Raw genomic sequence first — 25173 nt, 5'->3', positions numbered from 1 at the left:
TTTTCTACTTTTTCAACAATTGGGGTGTGTGGGCTTCGTCGATGCCTGCTAGATGAATGGCGTTACAACCGAGCTTAAAGGCGAAATCGTAGGGTTTATTTGCGCCAAGGGCGGTGTAGAAACCAACGGCAAATTCGATCGCAGCTCTATCTCCAATTTTTCGATCCATACCGATGACGTAGTTGATATGTTGAGATATGGCAAGTGCTTGTGTTTCGCTGTAGCAGGCGTTGAGAACTACGCATTCAAGGCGATCGCTAAATAGTTCAAATAGATCGGCTAGGGCTTCACCGCTAATCAGTTTAGGATTACCGTCGATATCTTCAAATACTAGTCCTGCTTCGTTGCCGCCATGCCCTGAAAAATGGATGATTTGCGGATCGAAGTCTAGGATTGATTGCTGAATGTCTCTAGGGCGAACGGCGACGGCACTTTTGATGGGTTCTGTGCCATAACCTGCGAGGCGTAATCGTTCTTTGATGTCGCGTTCTTCTTCTTGGAGTCTCAAAGAGACTGAATTTTTAGGGTTTGCCGCCAGCATGAGGATTGTTTTCATGGGTTTAGTTTCATTTTTTGCTTTATTGGAGGGTGATGCGTCAGAATTTGTGTTCGGATTGAGGTTATTATTTTGCATCCCGATATTTTTGCCTTGAGTCGTGGTATTGCCGCCAATTACCTGTCCGACTTCTTTGTGGAAAATATAGGTATTACCTCGACTTTCGGCTTTCTCGTCTCGCGATCGCCTGTCTTCGATGCTACTAATACCGTCAAGTAATTCGCGGATATTGTAGTCGTGATCGCTTCCTTCAGGAAAATAGTTTGTCTCGCCTCTCGATTCTAACTTGAGTAGATGTTTGTAACTGATGCTGAATTTAGGATTATCAGGCAAGGGAACACGCTCATCGACTTCTAGTGCCGAGATGCTGAGGTGGATCGATTCAAAATTGTTGCGAATGGCGGCGAGGGTGGATCGGCGTGTGTTGGGATTGCCATCAATGCGGATAAAGATTTTTGCATCGGCGAGATCGGCTTTGATGTAGGCGCGATTGCTCTCGGAGAAGGCGAGGATTACGCCTGTGCGCCAGTAGGTTCGTTTAGAAATGCAGTGATGCATTTTGACGATGAAGCGGGAAATGACGCTGCTAAATAGAATTTTGTAGTGATATTCAAGGTTGAGAGTATTTTCCCATGTGCCTGTGTCGGGTTCTTCTTCGTCAAGGAGTTCGGGAATTAGGTAAATGGGTTTTTGAGAATTGGAATCGAGGGGAAAACATAGCTCGAATTTTTGCATCATGTCGAGGATGAATTGCCGATCGCGGTTTTCTTCATAACAATTGCGATCGCCTTTATTTTTCGGTGTGAGAATGCGGGTGAGGTCTTGCCAGTTCAGCATTCCCTTATGTTTGGTGCTGAGTAGATTGTCATTGAGAATGCGATATACGCCGCCCGTGACCCATTCGGGATTGAGAACGCTGGTGTCTTGCAGTCTGGTATCTTCGGCGAAGTTGAGAACGATGCCCAGTAGGTGCAGGAGTCGAATTAGGTCGCGGCGTTCTTGGCGATCGCTAATTTCTTGATCGTTACAAATACGCTCATATTCGGTGTAGCTGATATGGTCACGGTTGTCCTGTTCGATTTGTTCCTTGAGGTGAAACCATTGCTGTGGTAGTTCATTAAACACATGATCCATTGCGGCGATTTGTTGGGTGATTTCCTTGCGAAGATCGTCAACACCTAGCCCTGTTTTGCAGGAGGTTTCAAAGAAGCCTTGAATGTTAGGATATTTTTCTTGCAGATGGCGGCGGTTGAGTTTGAGGGGATGTTCGTCGCTTTTATTGGCAATAATCAGAACGGGGGCATCTTTGCCGAAGCTCTCAATAATTTTTAGCCAATATTCGACATCGTTGTTGCCTTCGTCTTTGCGGGCATTGAGTACTAAGAGATAGAGGCTGCGCTCGGTCAAAAAGAACTGATGGGTGGCGTGCATGATTTCCTGTCCGCCAAAGTCCCAAACCCTGAGCTTCACTGTTTCTTCACGAGCTTTTATTTGCCAATGTCTGATATCAATGCCTTCAGTTTTGGTTTCGTCGGGTTTGAAGTTACGATCAATCAATTGCCGCATCAGTGAGGTTTTGCCGACTGCGCCATGTCCGATTAAGATCACTTTCGCTTCATTCAGTGGCTTCCGTTCACCCTGTTTCAGCTTTTGCCAATACCCAATGATCGCTGCTGGGTTATTAATATCATTCAAAATCTCTGGTGGGATTGGTAACGGATTATATATAAGATTAAGAACTTTGAGGTTAGCGAGTTGGGAGATCGCGTCAGGTATCGCCGTTATTTGGTTGCTATGGAGGTAAAGCTCTGTTAGATTTGCTAATTGGGAGATTGCGTCAGGTATCGCCGTTATTTGGTTGCGATGGAGGTAAAGCCCTGTTAGATTTGCTAATTGGGAGATCGCGTCAGGTATCGCCGTTATTTGGTTGTCCCAGAGGTAAAGCTCTGTCAGATTTGCTAATTGGGAGATCGCGTCAGGTATCGCCGTTATTTTGTTGCTAGTGAGGTCAAGCCTTGTCAGATTTGCTAATTGGGCGATTGCGTCAGGTATCACCGTTATTTGGTTGATACCGAGGTCAAGCCTTGTCAGATTTGCTAATTGGATGATCGCGTCAGGTATCGCCGTTATTTTGTTGCTACCGAGGTCAAGTCTTGTCAGATTTGCTAATTGGATGATCGCGTCAGGTATCGCCGTTATTTTGTTGCTACCGAGGTCAAGTCTTGTCAGATTTGCTAATTGGACGATCGCGTCAGGTATCGCCGTTATTTGGTTGCTAGAGAGATAAAGCTCTGTCAGATTTGCTAATTGGGCGATCTCGTCAGGTATCGCCGTTATTTGGTTGTATGGAATATGAAGTTCTTTGAGATTGGTTAATTGGAAAATCTCTTGGGGAATCGCAGTTAAACGATTTCCTCTTCCCCATTCCACATCGTCATACCATCCTAAAATCAACATTTCTAGCTTTTGCAACCGTCCAATTTCAGGCGGCAATACCTTCAAATCATTTCCCGTCAGATCGAGTGCCTTCCAGCTCTCTCGTTCTGCTTGTGCGATTATTGCCAATAACTCTGCATCATTCATAAGGAAAAAGTAGAAAGTAAAAAGGAAAAATTGGAGTTTTTAGATTGCAATTTAATCAGAATATTATTCATAGAAATTCCAACACATTTTTTATCGATTCATGGGAACTTCTTTGTAGCAAAGCTAACAGCCTTCGCAAAGCTTCGCCAATCGGCAACTGCGGCGACACAATAATTCCAAAATGTTCCTTTTCTGAAATCACATAGTCATTGTGCAGCAAAACAAAATCCTTCACATTGAAAGTAAACATACAACTAGCCTTCTCGACTGCATACTCAATCTGTTCGCGATCGCTTCTCCCCTTTCTACCCAACTCTTGCACATGAGTAGCTTCATATCCCCTCTTGCGTAAAGCCGAAGCCAAGTCAAGCTGTACATCTTCATCTAGCAATAACTTCACCTTAGCCATCTTTAACGACCTGCTTTAGGATGAAATAACGCTTGACTCTTCCAATACTCAATATTAGAAGACTCTTCCAAATCCTTCTCAACTTCTTCCTGATGATCGAAATAATAGGCAAGCGCCGAATGTACCTGAGAAGGGCGTAAATGGGAAAGCACACTTAAAATTTCATCAACATTCATCCCCATCTGATAATATCCAGCAATCCGCCGCACCGTTACCCTCGTGCCTTCAATAATTGGCACACCACCCGCAATCTCAGAACTAGCGGCAATATAAGGATAAATTGTTGCAGTAATACTCATACTTTCAGGTAGTAGCGAACTAATTGTATTTTACAAGATTTTTCATGCATCCTCAGCACTATCCAAATAACTACGCAGATCGGCGATCGCTTCCTCCGCAGTCTGAGCCTTTAAAACTCCAGAGCGATACTCAATCAAACCCTCTCGACATTCCTCTAGAATTTGTCGCCTTCTGATGGGATGCTTTGTGCTACATCCCATCTCACAAGCTCATGATATGGATATTAGTTGTTCCAATTGAATCTGTGATTGCCAGTTGAGAATGTCTTGAAAAAGAGCGTTATAGCCATCGGTATTAGGATGTAGTCCATCTTCACATAGGTGATTTTTAATCCAATCTTTTCCCCGTTCTTGCCACAGATCGAATACATCTAAGTAGGGAATATCTCGCACTTGACAAGCTGATTTTGTGACCTCTTTGTAGCGAAACTGATCCTCATGGTTGAAATGCATACAACCTAAAAAAGGCATTTTCGATTCATCAACAGGAACCATCCCCACGAACATCACTGGACAGAGACTCTGCGCTTTGTCCAACAAATTGACAATTTCTAAAGTAAAGCGATCGCCATCTGTCATATTTCGACCTAACCGTTTACCAACTCGTGGAGAATCATTCACGCCAACGGATAGAATCATCAAGTCGGGGCGTTTATTTCGCAGTTCTCCCCGCAATAAAAACTCTTGCTCTAAACGCTGATTAACTTGTGCAGCCGTATCGCCACGTACCCCTAAGTTATAGAGGACATGACTGGGTTCCGTCGTCATCCATTGTCGCCGTAGTTGCTCGACCCACCCCCCATTAACAGGATCACCGTAACCATAGATAAGGCTATCACCAAATGCTGTGACCTTTAAGGGCTGATGATAATGGGAAAATAGGTTCGGAGTTCTCAGTAGGTTTAAGGTTGTCATTGGGTAATGCACTTCGGCTAAATATTTGATTAGTGACTTTACAAATCTACATCTAGATTAGCGCAACTAATCTCAAAACACAAAATGGCTATACCATTTTTCACTTTCGTCGAACTGACGTTAATTACGGTGAGCTACTTATAGCAACGCAAGAGATAGATAGGACAAATCAAAACCAAAAAGGTGAGTGGCGGCGCTTCGCGCCGCCACTCACCTTTTTGGTTTTATGTCCTAAGCAAAACTTACATTGCTATAGCAGGAGATAGCAGTTCAACGCGATCGCAAACGATGGTTTTTATTAATTAACTTACGCAGTTCCAACGCTTCTTGATATTCAGGCTGTGCTTGTAGTACTTTCTCAACCACAAAAAGTGATTCGCTATAACGCTTAGCACGGTATAGAGTTGCTGCTAAGGCATATTGGGTATCAATTTTGGAAATTCCTCCCCATAGGATATTGGCTTTGAGGGAATTAGAAAAGGCGTTGATAGCTTCCAAATCTTTATTTTGATTGTAAAAAATCACGCCCCGATTGTGCCACACTTCTGAGAATCCCTCCGACAGTTTTATCGCTTTGTCATAGGCTTGCAGTGCTTCTTCATTACGGTTGACTTTCTTTAGTACATTGCCCTTCTTATACCAAGAAGGATAGTCATCAGGCTCAATGGCAATTACCTGAGCATAGGCTAATATAGCATCTGAATACAGCCCCAAGGCAGTCAGTGCATCGGCTTTTCCATACCAAGCATTAGTATAGTTTGGATTTTGAGCAATTAATTCCTCAAAAACGATTAATGCTTTTTGGTTTTCGCCTTGATCAAGTAGTCGAATCCCATCAATATAAGTCTCATAGAACTTTTCACTGCTATCGCCACCAAAGAACCTGATCTGAGGATTCTCACGACGAATTTTTTGGCCACGTTCAAAAGATTGAATCGTATCTTTATAGCTTCCTAATCTTGATTTTGCTTCAGCTTCGCCATAGTAAATGACATAATCTTGAAGGCTGAGTAAGTCTTTAGATGCAATGTAAGAATTATTGTGTGAGAATAGAACTGCCCGACGATAGGCTGCGCGGGCTTCTTCATAGCGTTCTAATCTGAATAATGCTAGCCCTTTAAAAAACCAGACAAAGCTAGAGCTAGGCTTAAGCTTGATGGATTCTTCCAAAGAAGCGATCGCCTCTTCATAGCGATTGAGATCAACTAAAGCTGTGCCACGATTAAACCACCATAGATAGTAGTCTTCCACCTTGGAGCGAGGCTCGACGCGATCAACAAAAATCGCTCCTGGACTGATTTGCAATGCTTGATCATAGGAAGAAATCGCTAGATCATATTTTTTGAGTCCTGCTAATGCTAAACCGTGATTGTTCCATAGTTCTGGATCTCTACGTCCGCGTTCATCTTGTAATGCAATTTCAAAACAATTGAGAGCCTCATGAAAGCGGTTTTGCTTCAAAAAAATATTGCCAAGTAGCTTGTAATTGCCAGGATGATTAGGCGTTGAGCCAATATTACAAATCGGCTTTTGACTTTGACTATAAGCAGAGTTGGTGAACACCCCAAAGAATTCTATTGTATAACCTGATAAAATCAAGCCGTAGGTTAACAAGCGTAGCAGTAAAGAGTGTGAGGTCATAATTTTCGATGGGAAAGCTTAGTTTCGTAGATATTCTATCTAGCAACACGTGGTGCTGGTGGTAATGGTGAAGTGACTCTTTCTACAGGAGGGGTATAGGCTTCTGGAGGAGGGGTATAGGTTTCTGGAAGAGGGGTATAGGTTTCTAGAGGAGAGATATATGGTTCTGGAGGAGAGATATATGGTTCTGGAGGTTCTACTTTTGGTGGAGGAATGACAACAGATTGAGATGAGGGTATGAGAGGGTTAGTTATCTTTTGCTTTGCTTCTTCTAAAAATTCCTTGCCCCGTAACTGCCAATAGGCAGTCGGTGAGATTCCTTTAGCACTATTGAACGAGGCTAGCCATTTTACATCCTTCGTTGATTCATCTACTTTTTGAGTTAGGCTGTTGTTTTTCTTCAGATCTAGCTCCCATTGAGCCAAGAGTTGATCAGCTTTTGAGCGCATTGGACTATTTAACGGTATAGCTTGTAATATCCTTTTTGACTCACTCAAATTACCTTTAGTTTCATATTCATTTTTTGCTAAAGCGATTAACTTATCTATATCATCAGACTTTCTCTCTTCATCAATCCTTGCGATCGCTTGATCCATTGATTGATTTATGGAATTAGCAAATTCTATATTTTTATTGCCATTGTTAGCCGTTCTGGACTGCATATAAAAGTAAGCTCCAACTGCACCGCTAACCGTTACTCCACCACCTAAAAGCATGATAAGTAAGAATCGTGTTAAGTCTTTGATGTTGGGTTTAGATTGATGGTTAGCAGCCTTGACTTTTCTATAAATTTGGGTATTGGAGAAATTCACCTTCAGCTTTTTGGTTTTATTGCTGGAATTTTTTCCTGATTTTAAAGCTCCTAGAGAATTTGGCTCAGTGGGTAATGGGGTTGTTGGTGAGGATGGTTGTGATGTCAAATTTGACAGTAGAGGAGATAGCAATGAAGGATTGACGCTATTCCCCAGAGAGGTGATCGTAGATTCAGAAGGGCTAATAACTGGCTGTAGAGATTGCAGCATTTGCCCTGCATCATTGTAGCGAAAGGCTGGTTCAGATGAGAGAGCCGAATTGAGAATTTGCTTAAACTTATCGCTAACTGAGCAGAGTTCTTGCCAATTCCATGTATTGTTTGATGTTTTGAGTGCTTCTGGAGGAAAGCCTGTGAGCAGAACGATAATTACTACACTGATCGCATAAATATCGGCTGTGGGTGTTGCTTGTTGTGTTTGTAAGGTTTCAGGGGCTAGGTAAATTTGATGGTTTCTCCCGTTGGCATCTAGCAGGATAATCTGCATATGATCGTAATCGTAGGCAACTGTGTCCAGAGAAATTGACCCATGTGCCTGATTGCGAGCATGTAACTCGCTTAGTTGAGGAAGTATTTGCCGCAAGATGTCTTGAGCTTCCGCTTCAGAAAGTCCATGCCCAGAAACAGGGGCAAGTAATGTGCGATAAGTTGAATATTGCGTTTGCATAACTTCATCAACTCCAATATTTAGCCCTGTTGGCATATAAGCTCAAAAAGTCTTGAAATCTTCTTGTAATCCATGTTTTAGAAGCTTTGTATTAAAAAACATTAAAATGTAGACTGGGAGAGCTTTTTAGCAATCCTGCCTATTATATCGCAATGAGACTAGTAATCATGTATAGCTGTAGTTAAATGTCAACCCCAAAATTAATGGGTTGGCGTTGTAAAGCACCACTGATTGTTTGATTTTTGGAGTTGCCAGAATTGGCGACCAAAAAATTGATTTTAGTGTTTTCAGCGCCCAAGGCGCTGAAAACACTAAAATCAATTTCATAATGAGAATAGCTGGCTATAGCTGGCTATAACTAGCTATAACTAGGGGCAGCAGCAATGCTAGATTTAATTACTGATTAATTTCTAAACAAGACCAAAATAAAAATTGTGATTTCATCTTAACAAAAGAAAACAAACAACGACATTAGCAAAATCACTGAGAAAGCTCAACCTTAATCGCAAAATAGAAAGTTGCACCTTGAGTGACTTGCTCGGTCTGCCATTTTAATGGAGGATTACCACCTACTTTTCCAAAACTTTCAACCCAGATCGTTCCTCCCATTAGCTCAGCTAAGCGCTTACTGATCGCTAAACCTAAACCAGTACCACCATATTTTCGGCTAATTGAATTATCAGCCTGCATAAAAGCTTGAAATAAATTGGTAATGCGATCGCCTGTAATACCGATCCCTGTATCTGTAACTGCTACTTGAAGCTCATATTGATCTTTTTGATCTTCTGCAAATAAGTGATTACCACTAACTACAACTGAAACAGCACCTTGAGGGGTAAATTTAACCGCATTTCCAACAATATTTACAAGAATCTGACGCAGGCGAGTGCTATCACCAATGACATGTAAAGGAACCTCAGGATGAATCTTATATTGCAAACTAATCCCTTTATCTTTAGCCTGACCATTTAATAAATGACAAACTGATTGAAACACATCCGCTAAGGCATATTCTCTCTGCTCTATCTTCAGCATTCCTGACTCAATTTTAGAGAAATCAAGAATATCGTTGATAATTGTTAAAAGAACATCACCACTTTCGATAATTGTTTGTACAAAATCCTGTTGCTCTTCTGTGAGTTCTGTCGTTGAGAGTAACTGCGCCATCACCAATACTCCATTCATCGGCGTGCGGATTTCATGACTCATGTTGGCAAGAAAATCACTCTTAGCCTTAGTTGCGGCTTCGGCGGATTCCTTTGCTTGGGCTAGGGCAATTTCCGAGAGTTTGCGCTCTGTGATATTCCGTGAAATTTGAATAACTGTATCCTCGGATAAGGGAGAAATATTGGAGGCAAACCATACCTCTTTTCCCTCAATCTGTAATCTGTAATCACAACTGACAACTTGTTGAGCGATCAAGGCTTTTTGAATAGTTTGTAAAATAATATTTGCCGCTTCTTCTGGTAGTTCTTCATGAATAGGCTTACTGAGAACTTCCTCACGGGTTCCTTTTAAGTTCACATTTTGGGTTTTGGCTATTTTTAGACAACGCCCTTCTCGATTGCGGACTAGCACCACATCAGTCATCGCACCAAGGAGGATACTCTGTTCAATATATGCATCTTTAAGTTTGGCTTGACTCTCTCTTAAGTCAAGTTCAATTTGTTTCTGCTCGCTAGTATCTTCAGTGTTAGAATTATTTTGCAAAGAATCTTCATGAACTTCAGACAAACCTAAATGCGATCTGTTAATCCATCGCAGTATCAAATACCCTAGTCCCATTGATACAATTACTGGTAAACCTAACAGCAGAGTTATTGAATTAGGATTAAGTAGAGGATCTGATATTACTTCGCTATAACGGGAAGTCAAGTAATTTGCCAATATCCTTATTACGATAAGCTGCAATACAAACGGTAGCAGCAGCCAATAAATGGATATGTTGCCTTTGAGAAAAGATTGACGACAGCCGTGAGAAGACATTTAGATTTGTTAGAGGGGTTGCCCTTGTTTTTTATTATGACAGAGCCTTGTATTTTTATCAAAATAGGGAATTAGGCTGGACGCACAAACCATAAACTGCGTTTACCATCATGGGAAATGCAATCTAGAATTAAGTCTTTGACCCTAATCGGTAAGCGTCCACTCCTACGCGATCGCCTTAAACTACTGGGAGAGCATTGCAAGATTTTGGCAATCTCTGTCGTTGTCCAGAGCCTAGTAAACAAGTCATCAGGGAAAGAAGACATGCTTTGGGCTAGCTCTTTCCAAGCCTGAACGTAAACTTCAGTGGCATCAGTGTGCTGGATCATCGTTTCGTTGTCTTTGCTATGATCTATCTCTACTAGCGCAGGTGGTCTTGAATCTAATTCGCCAAAAATATCAGTATCAATATAAACTTGGACATTAAATATATCGTCCCAACTCTTGAGAAAATCTTCCTCATTTTCTATTCCCAAATCATTTGCATCCCTTGCCAAAGACTGATCTTTTAAGAATGCTTGATCAGTCCCACTTTTTACTAGAGAGATCAGATTTTCTAGGGATGCGATGATTTTTTGTTGGTCATGGTTTTGATAGAGATTAATAATCTCTTGCAGCGAAAGGGCAAGCTCTTTTGGTACGGCTAGCATCTCTACATCTGATTGCTGAGTTGGCTGTAAGGGATCGACCACAGGAAAGACCCAAATAAAATTGCTGTGGAACTATAAAAGATTTCAAACAAATCCACGATTTTAAAAGTATAACGCTAGTCTCTATGGAGATAACAACTATTCACCGATTTGTCGATCGGCAAAAGCACGTATGTTTGCAAATCCCATTTCGATTTCACAAAAAAGTACAGATAAATTCCCGATAATTTATTCTGAGAGTTTTTTGAACCATGACACTGGTATTTACCATCCCGAAAAAGCGGGTCGGCTTACAGCTATAGTCGATGCTCTCAAAAATTCAGCGATCGCCTCGCAATTGGTTTGGCTAGAACCGACTTCGCTTAATTCTCGATACAGATCAGGACTGAACATCCTTCAAGAGGTGGGGCGTTTTCATTCACCAGAATATATTCAAGCTTTGCAGCAACTTACCGATCGCGGTGGCGGCTATATTGATGGGGACACGATCGCTTCACCCCAAACCTATGAAGTAGCGCTATTAGCTGTAAGTGCTTGGCTCGATGGTGTTGATCTAGTCCTTGAGTCTGGTCGTCCTGCCTTTGTGCTAGCCCGTCCCCCCGGACATCATGCCCGCGCTCAGTCAGGAATGGGTTTTTGCATTTTCGGTAATGCGGCGATCGCGGCGATGTCAGCTTGCGATCGCTTAAATCTAGATCGTGTTGCCATCCTTGATTGGGATGTGCATCATGGAAATGGTACACAGGAGGCGGTTTGGGATCGTCCTGATATTGCCTATGTGTCCACCCACCAAGCGCCGTTTTATCCGATGACAGGGCGCAAGGATGAGACAGGCGCTCACAGCAATATTTTGAATATTCCCATGCGATCGGGTTCGGCAATGCCTGAATATTTACCCGTATTCGAGCAGCAGATTATGCCATTCTTACGCAACTTTAAGCCTGATCTATTAATCATCAGCGCGGGTTTTGATGCCAATGCTGATGATCCCTTGGCGAGTATTTTGCTTAAGCCAGAGGATTTTGGAGTTTTTACCAAGCTTTGTTTAGAGATTACTCCCAAGATTTTATTAGGTTTAGAAGGTGGCTATGACTTTAGTAGCCTATCGCGATCGGTTATTAGTGTCATCGAGCAGTGTCTAAGTAAATAAATTCAAACCCCATAAAGTTCCGTCCCGCAGGAACGCAACTCTTTAGGAGCTAATACTATAGCAACGTAAGAGATAGGTAGGACAAATCAAAACCAAAAAGATGAGTGGCGGCGCAAAGCGCCGCCACTCATCTTTTTGGTTTTATGCCCTAAGCAAAACTTACATTGCTATAAAACAACGTGAGTTCGATATAGCCATTTGCGGCGTGCGAAGCCCGACGCAAATGGCGAAAAATGGTAAGAATCGCCTAGCCAGTCTTACCATTTTCTGCTTTCATCGAACTGCCGTTAATTCACAAAAGTGTTGCTCCACTTTCGTGAATTGCTATAAAACAGTAAAAGCCTCGCAAAGCGAGGCTTTCACTGTTTTGGCTTTTAAAATTTTGTAGCTTATCTGATACTCACATTATATCAATTCACAATATCAATTCACAATATCAATTCACAAAAGTATGGTCACACTTTCGTGAATTGATATTGTGAGTCAGTATTCAAAAGTCCAAATTGCCCATCCTTTGGAAATAACCGTAATTACATAGGCGGAAGAAAGTCGGCTGGTTATTTTCTGTACCTCAGCCCAGTCAAAACTAGTGCGGAATAGACTATAAGTAGATGCATTATAGGTAATCGCAGCTACGGGCTTATCCAATTCTTCAACTTTAATATGGTGATATCGAATTTCCGCAGGCACAATTAAAAAGTTAGTTGTTTTCCCTCCCAAACGAAATAACTCATTTTCATCTAAATTATCGTTTTTGTTGTCGTTCATAAAAGCATCTAGCAGCTTAAAAAGTATTCTGTTACTTTAACTTACTGCACTTTGAACTGAGATATAGCTGTCACCACCAGTATTAACTCATGTTACATAGAACTCTGATGATGAATCTCTTGCTGCTAGCAAAGCGGGCAGGGGGTTGCCCCTACCCCAATAATTTAGATTTTGTAGGGGCTGCGCCCCCTTGCCAGCCCTTGTTTTCTATGATCGCAGGCATTACTTCCACCCTACATTCAGCAGGTTAAAAAGGTATTTTAATTTAAGCGCATTCAAAATAGCAGTCTTGATGCACCTAAAATCCTTGCTCAACCGCATTATTCGCAAAGAGGTCGCCCCAATACTGAACCAACTCATCATTCTTTTCACGTTCTTGCCACTTTAGTTGAGAACCCTGTAATCATTGCTGTTCATCGTCAACAAGTTGGGCGCTTTATTGTTGCCACCAATTCACTGGATTCTAAAAAATGGACTGAAAGCGAAATCTTACGGGAATATAAGGGGCAGCAACCTACGGAACGGGGATTTCGTTTTCTCAAAGACCCTCTATTCTTTGCTTCCAGTGGTTTTCTCAAAAATACGAAACGGATCATGGCTTTGGCGATGAGCATGACTCTTGCTCTCATGGTCTATAGTTTGGGGCAAAGACAACTCAGACTTGCCTTAGAAAAAGCCAATGCTACTCTTCCCGACCAAAAAGGTAAGCCGATCGCTCTACTTTACGTTGGCTACTTCAGTGCTTTCTCTCTGTTCATTTGGTCTGGCTTGACCATTTTAAGTATCAGATTAAGCTTACAGACAGACAAAATCTAATTTTGCAGTTTCTCGGAGCCTCTTCTCGTAAATATTATTTTTTATCTTAAATAACCTGCTGAATGTAGGATCTAGGAGCCAAAACAGTAAAAGCCTCGCGAAGCGAGGCTTTTACTGTTTTGGCTTCTAGAGAGGGTTCGCAGCGCGAACCCTCTCTAGAAGCTAGTTTGAAATTAACCCGAACTGAGGTTAATTAAGAAGTTGTAAGTCGCTAAAAACATCAAACAAAATCTTTCTACGGACAGGAATCATCTCAAAGTTAGGATCTTGATTTTCAAAATTTAAAGCATAGAAATAAACGTTGTTATCTCGCTCTATATAACCAACATACCAACCAATATTCTGTACTCCCTCAACATTCATTCCCCAGCCAGTCTTACCTCTAAGAATGTAATTATCTTTGCGCTCAATTAGCATGATGTCCTTCACAGTTCTCATCACAGAAGTCGAAAATGGTAAATCTTCTTGATAAAGTCTGACGAGAAACTTAATTTGCTCCTCTGGCGAAATTCTCAAATTGCCATTTAACCAAAAAGAATCAATCTTGTCTGAGATATCTTGATTGCCATAGCTAGCAGCTTTTATATACTTAGCCATTCTTTCAGTACCAACTCGCCGCGCTAAATCTTGATAAAACCAAACAACCGATCGCGTAAAGGCTGTTCGCATATTTTGGGCTTGATTCCATGCGGTAAATTCATTGTTAACCACGCCATTCCAAGGAATTACGGTGTTTTCATCAGCGATCGCTTTAGTCTCAAGGGCAACTAGTGAATTAAAAATCTTAAATGTCGAAGCAGGAATGAATCGCTTTTGACAGTGGTTTGAGTTGTAGCGAATATAGCGATCGCGTTTTAAGTCATACAAAACAAAGCAGCCTTCAGATTTTGCTTCTTGAAAGTTTTTTGATAGATTACGGGAAAATTGCGATTGAAATATTGGAGTTGATTTAATGGAGCTATCCTGAGCGAAAACAGGTAAAGAGAGAAATAAAGAAGCACTCAACAAAAAAGAACTAGTTTTAATCATATTTAAATAGTTTTGGCAGGATTAATAAATTTGAAAGTTAGGATTGAAATAATAAAAATAATCAGAAATAAAAATACACCGATCGCTGAAGCATATCCCATCTCTAAACTTGTAAAACCTTTATCATATAAATAATAAACTACAGTTTTGGTACTATTCGCTGGGCCACCCTGAGACATTATATAAACCTCTTCAAAGACCTTCATGGCTCCAATCGAAGAAATCACTGCCACGAGAATAATGTAGGGCTTCATTAAGGGAATCGTAATATCTAAATGTTTTTGCCAGCCATCAGAACCATCGATCGCCGCCGCCTCGTATAAATCTGCGGGAATCGCCTGTAAACCAGCCAGATAGATGACCATATAGTAACCAACGCCTCGCCAGATTACTACCGCAATAATCGCGAAAATGGCTGTTTTGGGGTCAGTTAACCACGGGATTTTAATATCTTGAAATGAAATGGTTGACAGAAAATAATTTAAAATCCCATTTTGAGCGTAAACCCATTTCCATGCAATACCAGCGACAACCACAGAAACAATCACTGGAAAATAATAAATGGCTCGAAAGAATTTAATGCTGCGTAATTTTTGATTTACTAATATCGCCAATGCTAAAGGTGAAATTACAAGGCTAGGAACTGCAAATATCAAGTAAGTTAGGGTGTTACCCAAGGTTTTCCAAAAAGTTTGATCTTTCCAGAGATTTAGATAGTTTTTCCATCCAATAAAATCAGGACTACCAACAAAATCATAATTGGTAAAACTTAAATATATGGCTTGGAATACTGGCAAAAATGATGTCAAGCCAAGAAAGGCGATCGCTGGCAATAGAAATAAATATGGAGTCCAAGAAAATTTCTTACCAAAATTTTGCTTTTTGATCTTGGCATTGGGCTTCATAGAAAATCACACAAGTTAAGAGCATTAGCTAGCTAAATAATGCTTATTATCCTACCAAACTACTTGATCGGCTTCGCCATAAAATAAGGAGTCATTGTTGAAAGTATTTAATTGATATATAGCGATCCTAAATGATTTGTAAGATTTGGAAGGTTGTGAGAGTGCGCCCCTTTGGGGCGCACTCTCACAACCCATTTAGGATTGATATAATATAAAAATTTTATGGATAGTTATCACATGCATTTAAAGCCTCTAGAGATGGCAATCATAATGCTTTCTCGCCGAATTGGTGCAAGAGGGGTCATTGCACTGATCTCATCTGCCTCAGTCATGCTGTCTGTTCTGGCGACACTTGCCTTTGTCGTACCGCAGTTTTCTCTGGAATATTCTCACGACCTCATATTAGCGGTCTCGCTAATAATCGCTATAGCTATACCTTTACTAGTTGCTCCTATCACAGTGGGACTGATGATCAGCTTACTAGTTCGGTTGGACAATGCCTATTTGACCTTACTCAAGCTTTCCGTCACCGATCCTCTAACTGGCGCAGCCAACCGACGCGGATTCTTTACTGAGGCGGCTGTCCGTACCCAAAACCTGCATCATACTGATTCTGTTGTCGTGGGTATGGTTGATTTGGACTCCTTCAAGATTCTCAATGACAGTTTCGGTCATCAATTTGGCGATGAAGTTCTCTGCGCGATCGTGCATCGCTTGCGATTAGTCCTTGGTGAGGACATCGTGGGTCGGCTAGGAGGGGATGAGTTCGCCTTCCTGATTACGGGCTCTGATATTAGAATCAGACAAGTTATGCAAGAAGTCCGTATCCACTGCGGCAGTTTCTCATTGAGCGTTGAGGGCAAAGAGGAACCGATTTTAGTCTCAAGCAGCATTGGAATGAGCCCATGGTCTCGAGAAGAATCTCTCGATCAGGCTTTGGCTCGCGCTGACAGAGCCTTGTATGTAAGAAAGCATCTTGTCAGAGAATCAGATAGTCTCAATTCCAAAAAACTTCAAACCTCTTATCATAAAGACAAATCCAAACGCGACCAGTATCATCGGCGAAGAAAACGCATATACATACTACAGAAGAGCGCTTGTGTTGATCGGGCGTTGCACAAATGAAAGATGAATCTCCTTGTCTCCCATTTTTACGAACATGGGTTGAACCACACTTTACTAATTTTAGGGACTTACACAAAGTAGATGAACCCAAAAACAATGTGGCGAGCTTAGCCCGCCACATTGTTTTTGGGTTTTATAGGGATCATTTTTTCCTTGGAGTTCCCTTATTAGTTTTCATTGCTTAAAACTCGTTATCTTTTATTTACTCATTCATCTTTCATTTGTGCAATGCCAAATTTTAAAAGTGTTGTAAAGCAGCACCTTTAAGATTTTTCTTGTGACTTGTTTGATCGGCTATAACTTGCGAATAGTGCTAAAGATAAACCGATCTACGTAAGTCCTAAAATAATAAGAGATGGTCACTAAAAAACTAAAGGAAACTTGTATGGATTTCAGCGCTGCATTACCAGTTTTTGCAATTACTTTACGAGAGGGGGTGGAAGCGGCTCTGGTGGTTGGTATTGTGATGGCCTATCTCAAAAAAGCCGATCGCACTGTGCTTAATCCTTGGGTATTTGGTGGCATTGGTACGGGAGTATTGGCAAGCTTTGTAGTGGGGATATTGCTGAACTGGTTTCTCAAGCAAGTTGAAAGTACAGAACCGAACCAAGCTGCTTTTTATGGACAGTTATGGCAGGGACTTTTGGGACTTACCGCGATCGCCATGTTGAGTTGGATGTTGGTATGGATGACCGAAAATGCCAAATCGCTAAAGGGAGAAATCGAGGGGCAAATCGGTAAGGCGATCGCGGATGAAAAGACTGCTGGTTGGGCTGTTTTTACGCTGATTTTGATCGCGGTATTACGAGAAGGTTTTGAGGTGGTGATCTTTATCTCGGCAAAGCTGCAAGGCGGACTTGTGCCAATCATGGGTGCGATCGCGGGTTTAGTGGGGGCAGTAGCGATCGGGGTCGCTCTGTTTCAATTTGGGGTTCGTATTAATCTCAAAGTATTCTTTCAAGCGATGGGAGTATTTTTATTGCTAATCGTGGCTGGATTAGTAATCAGTGCGATCGGTCATTTGGACAAAGCCGTGGCAGCCTTTGCCGATCTCTCCCAAACTGCCATCTGTTTTCCCACTGAGGCAGCAACCTCGGTATCTTCTTGCTTGCTAGGTGGTTTAGTTTGGGATGTACATGAAATGCTACCAGACAAAGAATTCCCAGGGATTTTGCTCAAGGCTTTATTGGGTTTTCGCGATCGCCTATTTCTTGGACAAGCGATCGCTTACTTTACGTTCCTAGCTTCTGCAGGGTTTCTATATTTCCAAAGCCTTGCGGATAAGTCGCTAAGCCCAAATAAATAAAGGCGGTGCGAAGCGATGCCTTTATTTATTTGGGCTTTGGTATTACATTGCTATATTGGAATTGTTTGCCCTAAATCAGTACATTGAACCTCTATGCATGACAACTTAAAGCAAATTCTGGAAACAGTAGCAAAAGGAGAACTTAGTCCAGAGAGAGCTTTAGAAGAATTGAAATATCTCCACTATGAGTCAGTGGGAGATTTCGCCAAAATCGATCATCATCGTACTTTACGAACAGGTTTTCCTGAAGTGATTTTTGGCTTGGGTAAAACTCCTGAGCAAATTATCCAGATTATGCGCGTAATGGAGTCCAAAAATCCTTTGGTAATGGCAACCAAAATCTCGGCTTCTGTTTATGCCCAAATTCAGCCATCTTTGCGTGGATTGAAATATTTCCCGATCGCCCAAATTTGCTGCCTCGGTGAATCAACCATGAAAAAGCAAGGCACAATGACGATTATCACCGCAGGAACTGCCGATCTGCCGATCGCAGAGGAAGCGGCGGTTACAGGTGAACTATGTGGATTTACAGTGAAGCGGCTTTGGGATGTGGGTGTTGCGGGAATCCACCGTTTGCTCAGTCACCGTGACGCGATCGCCGATGCTGATGTGATTATCGTAGTCGCTGGAATGGAGGGGGCGTTGGCAAGTGTGGTTGCAGGTTTAGCGGATTGTCCGATTGTGGCTGTGCCGACGAGTATCGGCTATGGGGCTAGCTTTAGTGGGCTTGCGCCTTTGCTAACAATGCTTAATTCCTGTGCGACGGGTGTAGGGGTAGTCAATATTGATAACGGCTTCGGAGCGGCGATGTTAGCAGGGAAAATTTTGCGTTTAGCAAGCGATCAGCAAGATTTTTAAAAGTAACGTGAGTTCGATATAGCCATTTGCGGCGTGCGAAGCACGCCGCAAATGGCGAAAAATGGTAAGAATCGCTTAGCGATTCTTACCATTTTTCGCTTTCGTCGAACTGGCGTTAAAAAGGAACAGGTATTTGCAAATGAATGCACTCTTGCGATCGCGGATGTCTGAAAGTCAACTCCCTCGCGTGGAGATGGAGACGACTTGTCACAGCAAGACAACCATACAGGCGATCGCCTAAAATTGGTATGCCTAACCCTTGAGAATCAGCAGAGTGAACTCGCAATTGATGAGTTCTTCCTGTTAAAGGAATAAATTCCATGCGTGAATAATTCCCGACCTGTCCTAGTAAGCGAAACTTCGTCACGCTGGGCTTACCCCGTAGCAAGTCTACCTGTTGATAGGGGCGATTTTCGGGATTGCCCCATAGTGGCAAATCAATTATCCCCTGCTCACGCTCCATCTTACCTGATAGCAATGCTTCATAAATTTTGTGGATTTCTCGCTTTTGAAACTGTTCACTCAGACTACGAAGAGATTCTAAATCACGGGCAAATAATAGAATTCCTGAAGTTTGGCGATCGAGTCGATGTACTGGATAAATGGAAACATCTGCACCAAAGGATTGACGTAATCGACTGAGTACACTGTCTTGAGTATCTAAATATCGTCCGGGGATAGAGAGAAGTTCTGGAGGTTTAGCGATCGCAATTAGATGTTCGTCCTCATAAACAATTGGAAGAGATTTCCCTAAATCCCCCTTAAAAAGTTCTTCTCCCCCCTTTTTAAGGGGGGCTGGGGGGGATCTTCTTCCTGACAATAAAAATCCCATTAATGGCTGACACCTTTCTACACAAGCACCATAAAACTCACCCTGAATTTTATAACCATCAAGCGAAGGACTACCCCACCAAAACTCTGCCATTGCTAGAGGTATAAGGTTATGAGTTGCAGCATAGTGTAGTAACTTGGGGGCGCAACAATCACCCATTCCCGTAGGCATTGCTCCTTCAGTAATTAACTCCCGCAGCGATCGCGTTTCTCCTGCGAAATTAGTTAACACATAGGCATTGTGCATTTGGGTTTGCAAGGTACGTGATAATTCTCGACGTTGTTGTTTGAGGATTTGCATTTTGCTGTCAGCCAGCGTAATTATTTCCCTTAAGGGCAACAGAACCTGATCGCGATCGCGTTTAAAATCCCGTCTTGCCATCTTTTCTTGTTGGCTTTCCCTATCCAAGTCCTTGAGTGCAATTTCCAACTCTTTTCCTGTTAAAGCTGCTAATAATTGCGATCGCTTAGCATGTCTTTCTTGTTTAGAAACTTGATGGCGATCGCGCAAAGCTTGCAACTGGGCGGCATATTCCTGAGATTGCTGCTCATATTCCCGACGTTCAGGAATTTCACTTAACTCGATTAATTCCTGTTTAATGGTCGCTAATTTGGTTAATGTAATTGATTCCTCAATCGCCACTTTCTCTCGACCTGCAATTGGGGGAACCCATCCTTCTAGTTCACTTTGACCATTTAATAATCCAGAAAAGGCTTTGAGAACCAATCTTTTTCCCGTTGATGATTTCGCGAGCAATACCCCATACATTTTCCCTTCTGCATTTTCGGGATAGCTACGTTTGAATTCCTGCATCAGATTTTGAGCGATCGCCTCAACCTGCAAAGTTCTTGGCAATCGCAACAATTCACCACTATAGGGGCAAATCCCTTCATACCAATAGGTAACAGCTTGATCTTCCTCTGAACCAAGTATGATGGCAGAAGCATCTAATATTTCGCCGCCTATTTCTTCGATATGAGTCACCCTAGCAACCCCTTCCTTAATCTCAACTACGAACCCGCGATCGAATCCCTAGCAGACTATCACGATGTCGTTACTGCTGCCGAATATCCACTTCATAAATTGCGGTGGCGTAATGATGATATTTTGCCAACTCTAGGACTTGAACCCTCACAGGTAAGTGATGATGACTTTATCGAAGCCTTTGGACATTTCCATGCTGTACGTCCATTCTTAGCTCTGCGCTATCACGGCTATCAATTTGGTGAATATAACCCCCAACTCGGCGATGGACGTGGCTTTATCTATGGACAAGTACGCGGCATCGATAATGAACTTTATGATTTTGGAACAAAAGGCTCAGGCAGAACTCCTTACTCAAGAACTGCGGATGGTCGGCTTACCCTCAAGGGCGGCGTGCGCGAAATCATTGCTTCAGAAGCATTGCATCGTATGGGTGTTAAAACTTCCCGTTGTCTCAGTCTTGTCGAAACAGGCGAAGACCTATGGCGTGGTGATGAACCATCGCCAACACGCTCATCGGTAATGGTGCGCTTTTCGCGATCGCATATTCGTTTCGGCACATTCGAGCGTCTCCGCTGGATTAGACGCGATGATCTTGCTCGGAAACTACTCGATCATGTTTTGCAGGTTTACTACCCCCATATCTGGGGCAAAGAGAATCAAGATAGTATCTTTTATTTGGAACTAGTGGAACGAGTTGCTAAGCTTTGTGCTCAATGGATGGCAGCAGGATTTTGCCATGCAGTTCTCAATACTGACAATATGTCAATTACGGGTGAGAGCTTTGATTACGGACCATTTGCTTTTATTCCTAACTATGATCCTAGATTTACGGCGGCTTACTTCGATCATGCAGGACGCTATAGCTATGCCAATCAACCAGCCGCTTGTTATTGGAATTTGGAAAAGCTGCAAGATCCTCTGAGCATGGTGATGGACAAGGATGATATGCAAGAGTCATTGCTGAAGTTTAAAGACTTTTATCGGGTTGCCTATTGCGAAATGATGCTGAAGCGTTTGGGATTTGCTTCGCTTTCCGAGCCTGAAACTGAGGATTTAATCGGTGCAACTTTGGAATTATTGTCAGGTGTACAAGCGATCGGCTATAACCAGTTCTTCGTGAATTTGCGTCAATCTTTTCAACCCAATTGGCGCGAAGATGTAGGTAATATTTTTGCTGATCACGATTGGGAAATCACTGATGAGCAATTACCCTTATTAGAAAAGTGGCGTGAAGTTTATCATCAACTACTTATCCGTCAACCGATCGCCGAATTAACAAATATTGCTCAACAACTCCAGTATTCCAATCCCACCATTATTTTCTTGCGTCCTAAAATTGAAGAACTGTGGGAACGGATTACTGTTAATGATGATTGGCAGCCTCTGTATGATGCGATCGCAAAGCTAAAAGAATAAGCCCTCACCCCTAGCCCCTCTCCCAGTGGGAGAGGGGGAACAAAAATTAAAAGAATAAGCCCTCACCCCTAGCCCCTCTCCCAGTGGGAGAGGGGGAACAAAAATTAAAAGAATAAGCCCTCACCCCTAGCCCCTCTCCCAGTGGGAGAGGGGAACAAAAATTAATAAGACAATCTCTGCTTGAGACTTTCAGCAATCTTTGTTCCTAAATATTCAGGAATTAAATTTTCATTTGGTCCCAACAAATACAAGATCAAACGTGTCCGCCCACGCCAGACTAATAAGTTAGCATTCACCACCAACAAATCCTCCTGCCAAATCGCATTCATCACTTTATAAAATAATCCTGGTTGACTGTCTGCCTCAACTAACAATGCTGGCAAATGAAATACGCGATCGACATAAAAGTTGGTTTCTACTTTCTTAAGCCCACTGTCAAGGTTAAACTCTAGCGCCAACATTTCCTCCACCTCAAAGCGCCCCAAGAGAGTCTCTTTGATTGCCTTTCGCACATTTTCCGCCGTTTTTTGAGGCAAAGATTTACCACCACGAGAAATCACCAGCTTAATGAACACCAACATCGGCGTATGAATCTGTCCATACAAACTGAGACTATGAATCGTTAAGCCATAGGCTGCTAATACCCCGAAAATATCATTTAGCAAAAAAGACTGATTGCGATAGGCAAAATACAGCACGCTTTTGCTGCTTTCAGACTTTAGCTCAATTACAGCTTCCTTAGTTTGATAAAGCTGATAAGCCAAGCGCAAATTTTGCAGTTGAATGTCACTACTCACAAACTGCTCGTAAAACTGAGGAAAGCTCATGTTAAAGCGTTTCAGTAATTCGATCGTTGAGGTTTTTAGCCCAAACGTCATTGCCAACCTCCCGATCGCTTACAATTGCATTTCATTATCCAGAATATTGTCCAAGATATCGCCCTAAATTTAGCTCTAAATATTACAGTAGGTATTACAGTAGGTGCGATTACCAATGTTGAATACCTCGCTAATATTGGTGGCTTAGTTGAAGGCAGCAATGATGGCATAATTCTACCAATATAGAGTCAAGACTGGATAAAAGCATCTAGCATTTAAATAACAGCATTTTAGTATTTGCGATCGCGTGATTTCAACAAAAGCGGATACAATACAAAAGCGTTTAGAATGTCTGTAACAAGTAGGGCGATCGCTGCTATATAAAAATTAGGCAAATGGGGTTCTGGAAAAGCTTATTTGGTTCTGACACCCTAGAACCAACAAAAAAAACAAAACTTCGCCAAGTGCCAAACCAAAGCGGACAGATTTTCTTTAGCACCGAAAAAGATCTTGATCTCTACGAACTAGAAGAATTATGCGACTCTGTAGGTTGGGCAAGGCGACCGATCCGTAAAGTTCGCATTGCCTTACAGCATAGCTTTGTTGTTCTCTCGATGTGGGAGCATCGTGGCGGTTTTAGACGTTTAATCGGTTTTGCTCGTGCTACCTCTGACTATGCCTTTAACGCGACATTGTGGGATGTGGTAATTCACCCTGATTTTCAGGGCAGGGGTTTAGGTAAAGCGATGATGGAAGAAATGATCCGCGAGTTACGCAAATCCGACATTAGCAATATCAGTCTCTTCGCCGATGCCCATGTGGTCGAATTTTACAGTCAGCTAGGCTTCAACGCTGATCCCGAAGGCATCAAAGGTATGTTTTGGTATCCATAGGCTACAAAAATGAACCAAGATCAGTTATCACGAATCGTACTGAAAGGGTTCAAATCAATCCGTGAGTGCGATCTTGAATTAAAAGAACTCAATGTCTTGATTGGGGCTAATGGCTCTGGTAAGTCCAACTTTATTACTATCTTTCGCATGATTCAACAAATCCTTGCTAGAAACTTACAGATTTATGTCAGTAAGCAGGGTGGACCAGATTCTCTACTGTATTTCGGACGCAAAAGAACTCCGCAAATGATTGCTGAATTTTACTTTGGTAATAACGGCTATAAATTTGTTCTAGAGCCAACCCAAGATAACCGCATGGTTTTTGTTGATGAGAATTTCTGGTGGAATAGATACGGTGATTGGCATGTTGGATCGGGTTACTTTGAGACTAAAGTTGAGTCACAAAAGCAGCGTACAGGAATTTACGATTACACAGTACCAGTAATGCAAAGTTGGCGACTCTACCACTTCCACGACACTGGCGATAGTTCTCTAGTCAAACAACGTCAAGCCATAAACGATAATATTTACCTCAGATCAGACGCTCAAAATTTAGCAGCATATCTTTACTTACTAAAAGAGCAATATAAAACGCACTATCAAAGAATCGTCAAAACGATCCAATTAGTAGCACCATTCTTTGGTGATTTTTATTTGCGTCCCCATCCCAACAATCAAGACCAAATTGAACTGGAATGGGTTGAAAAGGGTGAAGATGTACCATTTAAAGCATATCAACTGTCAGATGGGACTTTGCGGTTTATTTGTCTTGCAACTGTATTGATGCAGCCAGAGGATAAGCAACCTGAAATGATTTTGATCGATGAGCCAGAATTGGGGTTACATCCCTATGCCATTAACGTTCTGGCTTCACTGCTGCGCTCCACAGCCAAATCTAAACAAGTCATAGTTTCTACGCAGTCAGTCGCACTACTAAATGAGTTTGACGCATCTAATGTAATTGTGTGCGATCGTATCGAAGGGGCAACACAATTACACAGACTAGATGAAGATGCTTTAGCTGAATGGCTAGAAGAATACTCTATAGGTGAACTATGGCAAAAAAATTTGTTAGGTGGTAGACCGTCGCGATGATTAGAGTCCATATTTTCTGTGAGGGGCAAACCGAAGAAACCTTTGTGCGAGAACTTCTAACGAGCCATTTTGCTCGACTAGATATTTGGATCAATCCCATTCTTTTGCGTACCAGTAAAATTGGTAAAGGTGGTATATCAACCTATGGCAAGCTTAAAAATCAGATTGAAAAAAAATGTAAGGAAGATCCGAATGCGTGGGTAACGACATTGATCGATTTTTATGGATTACCTACGGATTTTCCCAAATTAGCAATACCTACAGGTTTATCATCAGTTAAGAAAGCAAGGATACTTCAGCAATCCTTTCAGGATGATATTGCAGAATCAAACTTCATTGCCAACCTGATGATTCATGAGTTTGAAGGCTTTTTATTCAGTGAACCAGAAGCTTTTAAAAACTGGTGTGATGATCCGCAAATAGTCGTTAATCTGAGTAAGATTCGCTGTGGGTTTCCGTCACCTGAGCATATTAATGATGGATATACGACTGCACCCTCTAAGCGGATTCTCAGCATATTTAGTCAATACGATGGGTGCGACCTCAATACAATACAATTATTAGACAGCAGCAGGAAACCCATACTGATTGAGATTGTCCCAGAATTGCTCCCAACGAGTAGAAGTTAAAACTAAAGCTCTTAAACTCAAAATTATGC

Annotated in this window: 24 protein-coding genes; 10 read left to right on the top strand and 14 right to left on the bottom strand. The window is 42.0% G+C overall.

The features are described from left to right. Positions 1–4: 4 nt before the first annotated feature. From VB775_RS20305 to VB775_RS20265, 9 genes are all read right to left on the bottom strand, one after another. Complete coding sequence (locus VB775_RS20305; RefSeq protein WP_281009337.1) at positions 5–3139, bottom strand: COR domain-containing protein; 3135 nt, start codon at positions 3137–3139, stop codon at positions 5–7. A gap of 67 nt (positions 3140–3206) precedes the next feature. Beyond that, entirely contained in the window at positions 3207–3548 is a 342-nt protein-coding gene (locus VB775_RS20300; protein ID WP_281009338.1) for a DUF5615 family PIN-like protein, read from the bottom strand. A 2-nt stretch (positions 3549–3550) separates the two neighbouring features. Then, positions 3551–3847 carry a DUF433 domain-containing protein gene (locus tag VB775_RS20295; RefSeq protein ID WP_281009339.1) on the bottom strand — a complete coding sequence of 99 codons (297 nt, stop codon included), beginning with the start codon at positions 3845–3847 and terminating at the stop codon, positions 3551–3553. Between the two features lie 42 nt (positions 3848–3889). Then, positions 3890–4048, bottom strand: a complete 159-nt coding sequence (locus VB775_RS20290; protein ID WP_281009340.1) for a hypothetical protein — start codon at positions 4046–4048, stop codon at positions 3890–3892. Positions 4049–4057: 9 nt separating this feature from the next. Continuing rightward, positions 4058–4762 (bottom strand): GDSL-type esterase/lipase family protein, encoded by a 705-nt coding sequence (locus tag VB775_RS20285; RefSeq protein ID WP_281009341.1) that lies wholly within the window; start codon positions 4760–4762, stop codon positions 4058–4060. Positions 4763–5032: 270 nt separating this feature from the next. Then, positions 5033–6403, bottom strand: a complete 1371-nt coding sequence (locus tag VB775_RS20280) for a tetratricopeptide repeat protein (protein WP_281009342.1) — start codon at positions 6401–6403, stop codon at positions 5033–5035. Between the two features lie 35 nt (positions 6404–6438). Next, positions 6439–7917, bottom strand: coding sequence for a hypothetical protein (locus VB775_RS20275; protein WP_323216920.1), 1479 nt, complete (start codon positions 7915–7917; stop codon positions 6439–6441). 444 nt (positions 7918–8361) lie between these two features. Further along, entirely contained in the window at positions 8362–9867 is a 1506-nt protein-coding gene (locus VB775_RS20270; protein WP_281009344.1) for a PAS domain-containing hybrid sensor histidine kinase/response regulator, read from the bottom strand. A gap of 71 nt (positions 9868–9938) precedes the next feature. Then, complete coding sequence (locus VB775_RS20265; RefSeq protein ID WP_281009345.1) at positions 9939–10559, bottom strand: hypothetical protein; 621 nt, start codon at positions 10557–10559, stop codon at positions 9939–9941. Between the two features lie 130 nt (positions 10560–10689). Between VB775_RS20265 and VB775_RS20260 the strand changes: the two genes are divergently transcribed. After that, the gene (locus VB775_RS20260) at positions 10690–11667 is read left to right on the top strand and encodes a histone deacetylase family protein (RefSeq protein ID WP_281009346.1); all 978 of its coding nucleotides are present in this window, start codon (positions 10690–10692) and stop codon (positions 11665–11667) included. Between the two features lie 483 nt (positions 11668–12150). Here VB775_RS20260 and VB775_RS20255 read toward each other — a convergent pair whose 3' ends face one another. Then, positions 12151–12435 (bottom strand): hypothetical protein, encoded by a 285-nt coding sequence (locus tag VB775_RS20255; RefSeq protein ID WP_281009347.1) that lies wholly within the window; start codon positions 12433–12435, stop codon positions 12151–12153. Between the two features lie 273 nt (positions 12436–12708). On the opposite strand from VB775_RS20255, the gene VB775_RS20250 reads away from it, so the two are divergent. Further along, positions 12709–13251, top strand: a complete 543-nt coding sequence (locus tag VB775_RS20250; protein WP_323216923.1) for an IS1634 family transposase — start codon at positions 12709–12711, stop codon at positions 13249–13251. Positions 13252–13440: 189 nt separating this feature from the next. On the opposite strand, the gene blaOXA is transcribed toward VB775_RS20250, so the two are convergent. Then, on the bottom strand, positions 13441–14280 hold the full coding sequence (blaOXA, locus tag VB775_RS20245; RefSeq protein ID WP_281009348.1) for a class D beta-lactamase: 840 nt from the start codon (positions 14278–14280) through the stop codon (positions 13441–13443). Between the two features lie 2 nt (positions 14281–14282). Then, positions 14283–15185 (bottom strand): carbohydrate ABC transporter permease, encoded by a 903-nt coding sequence (locus VB775_RS20240; RefSeq protein WP_281009349.1) that lies wholly within the window; start codon positions 15183–15185, stop codon positions 14283–14285. Between the two features lie 222 nt (positions 15186–15407). Between VB775_RS20240 and VB775_RS20235 the strand changes: the two genes are divergently transcribed. The 3 genes from VB775_RS20235 (at position 15408) to larB (ending at position 18474) form a co-directional block, all read left to right on the top strand. Then, positions 15408–16310, top strand: coding sequence for a GGDEF domain-containing protein (locus VB775_RS20235; RefSeq protein WP_281009350.1), 903 nt, complete (start codon positions 15408–15410; stop codon positions 16308–16310). 385 nt (positions 16311–16695) lie between these two features. Then, complete coding sequence (locus VB775_RS20230) at positions 16696–17616, top strand: FTR1 family iron permease (RefSeq protein WP_281009351.1); 921 nt, start codon at positions 16696–16698, stop codon at positions 17614–17616. A gap of 93 nt (positions 17617–17709) precedes the next feature. Then, the gene (gene larB / locus VB775_RS20225) at positions 17710–18474 is read left to right on the top strand and encodes a nickel pincer cofactor biosynthesis protein LarB (protein WP_281009352.1); all 765 of its coding nucleotides are present in this window, start codon (positions 17710–17712) and stop codon (positions 18472–18474) included. 115 nt (positions 18475–18589) lie between these two features. On the opposite strand, the gene VB775_RS20220 is transcribed toward larB, so the two are convergent. Then, entirely contained in the window at positions 18590–20242 is a 1653-nt protein-coding gene (locus VB775_RS20220; RefSeq protein WP_407072985.1) for an RluA family pseudouridine synthase, read from the bottom strand. Between the two features lie 39 nt (positions 20243–20281). Between VB775_RS20220 and VB775_RS20215 the strand changes: the two genes are divergently transcribed. Continuing rightward, complete coding sequence (locus VB775_RS20215) at positions 20282–21709, top strand: protein adenylyltransferase SelO (protein ID WP_281005331.1); 1428 nt, start codon at positions 20282–20284, stop codon at positions 21707–21709. A 161-nt stretch (positions 21710–21870) separates the two neighbouring features. On the opposite strand, the gene VB775_RS20210 is transcribed toward VB775_RS20215, so the two are convergent. Next, positions 21871–22587, bottom strand: a complete 717-nt coding sequence (locus tag VB775_RS20210; protein WP_281005332.1) for a hypothetical protein — start codon at positions 22585–22587, stop codon at positions 21871–21873. Between the two features lie 24 nt (positions 22588–22611). On the opposite strand from VB775_RS20210, the gene VB775_RS20205 reads away from it, so the two are divergent. From VB775_RS20205 to VB775_RS20190, 4 genes are all read left to right on the top strand, one after another. Next, positions 22612–22773 (top strand): hypothetical protein, encoded by a 162-nt coding sequence (locus tag VB775_RS20205; protein ID WP_281005333.1) that lies wholly within the window; start codon positions 22612–22614, stop codon positions 22771–22773. A gap of 149 nt (positions 22774–22922) precedes the next feature. Next, positions 22923–23420: a GNAT family N-acetyltransferase gene (locus tag VB775_RS20200; RefSeq protein ID WP_094535982.1), complete on the top strand. Its 498-nt coding sequence runs from the start codon at positions 22923–22925 to the stop codon at positions 23418–23420. Between the two features lie 9 nt (positions 23421–23429). After that, complete coding sequence (locus VB775_RS20195; RefSeq protein ID WP_281005334.1) at positions 23430–24515, top strand: AAA family ATPase; 1086 nt, start codon at positions 23430–23432, stop codon at positions 24513–24515. Continuing rightward, positions 24512–25144 carry a DUF4276 family protein gene (locus VB775_RS20190; protein WP_281005335.1) on the top strand — a complete coding sequence of 211 codons (633 nt, stop codon included), beginning with the start codon at positions 24512–24514 and terminating at the stop codon, positions 25142–25144. Before VB775_RS20195 ends, VB775_RS20190 begins: the two co-directional genes overlap by 4 nt. Positions 25145–25173 lie beyond the last annotated feature (29 nt).

The sequence above is a fragment of the Pseudanabaena sp. CCNP1317 genome, assembly GCF_034931345.1.
In the GTDB taxonomy this organism is placed as follows: domain Bacteria; phylum Cyanobacteriota; class Cyanobacteriia; order Pseudanabaenales; family Pseudanabaenaceae; genus Pseudanabaena; species Pseudanabaena galeata.
The sequence above is the reverse complement of the archived record's forward strand: the minus strand, read 5'-3'. Positions and strand labels throughout refer to the sequence as shown.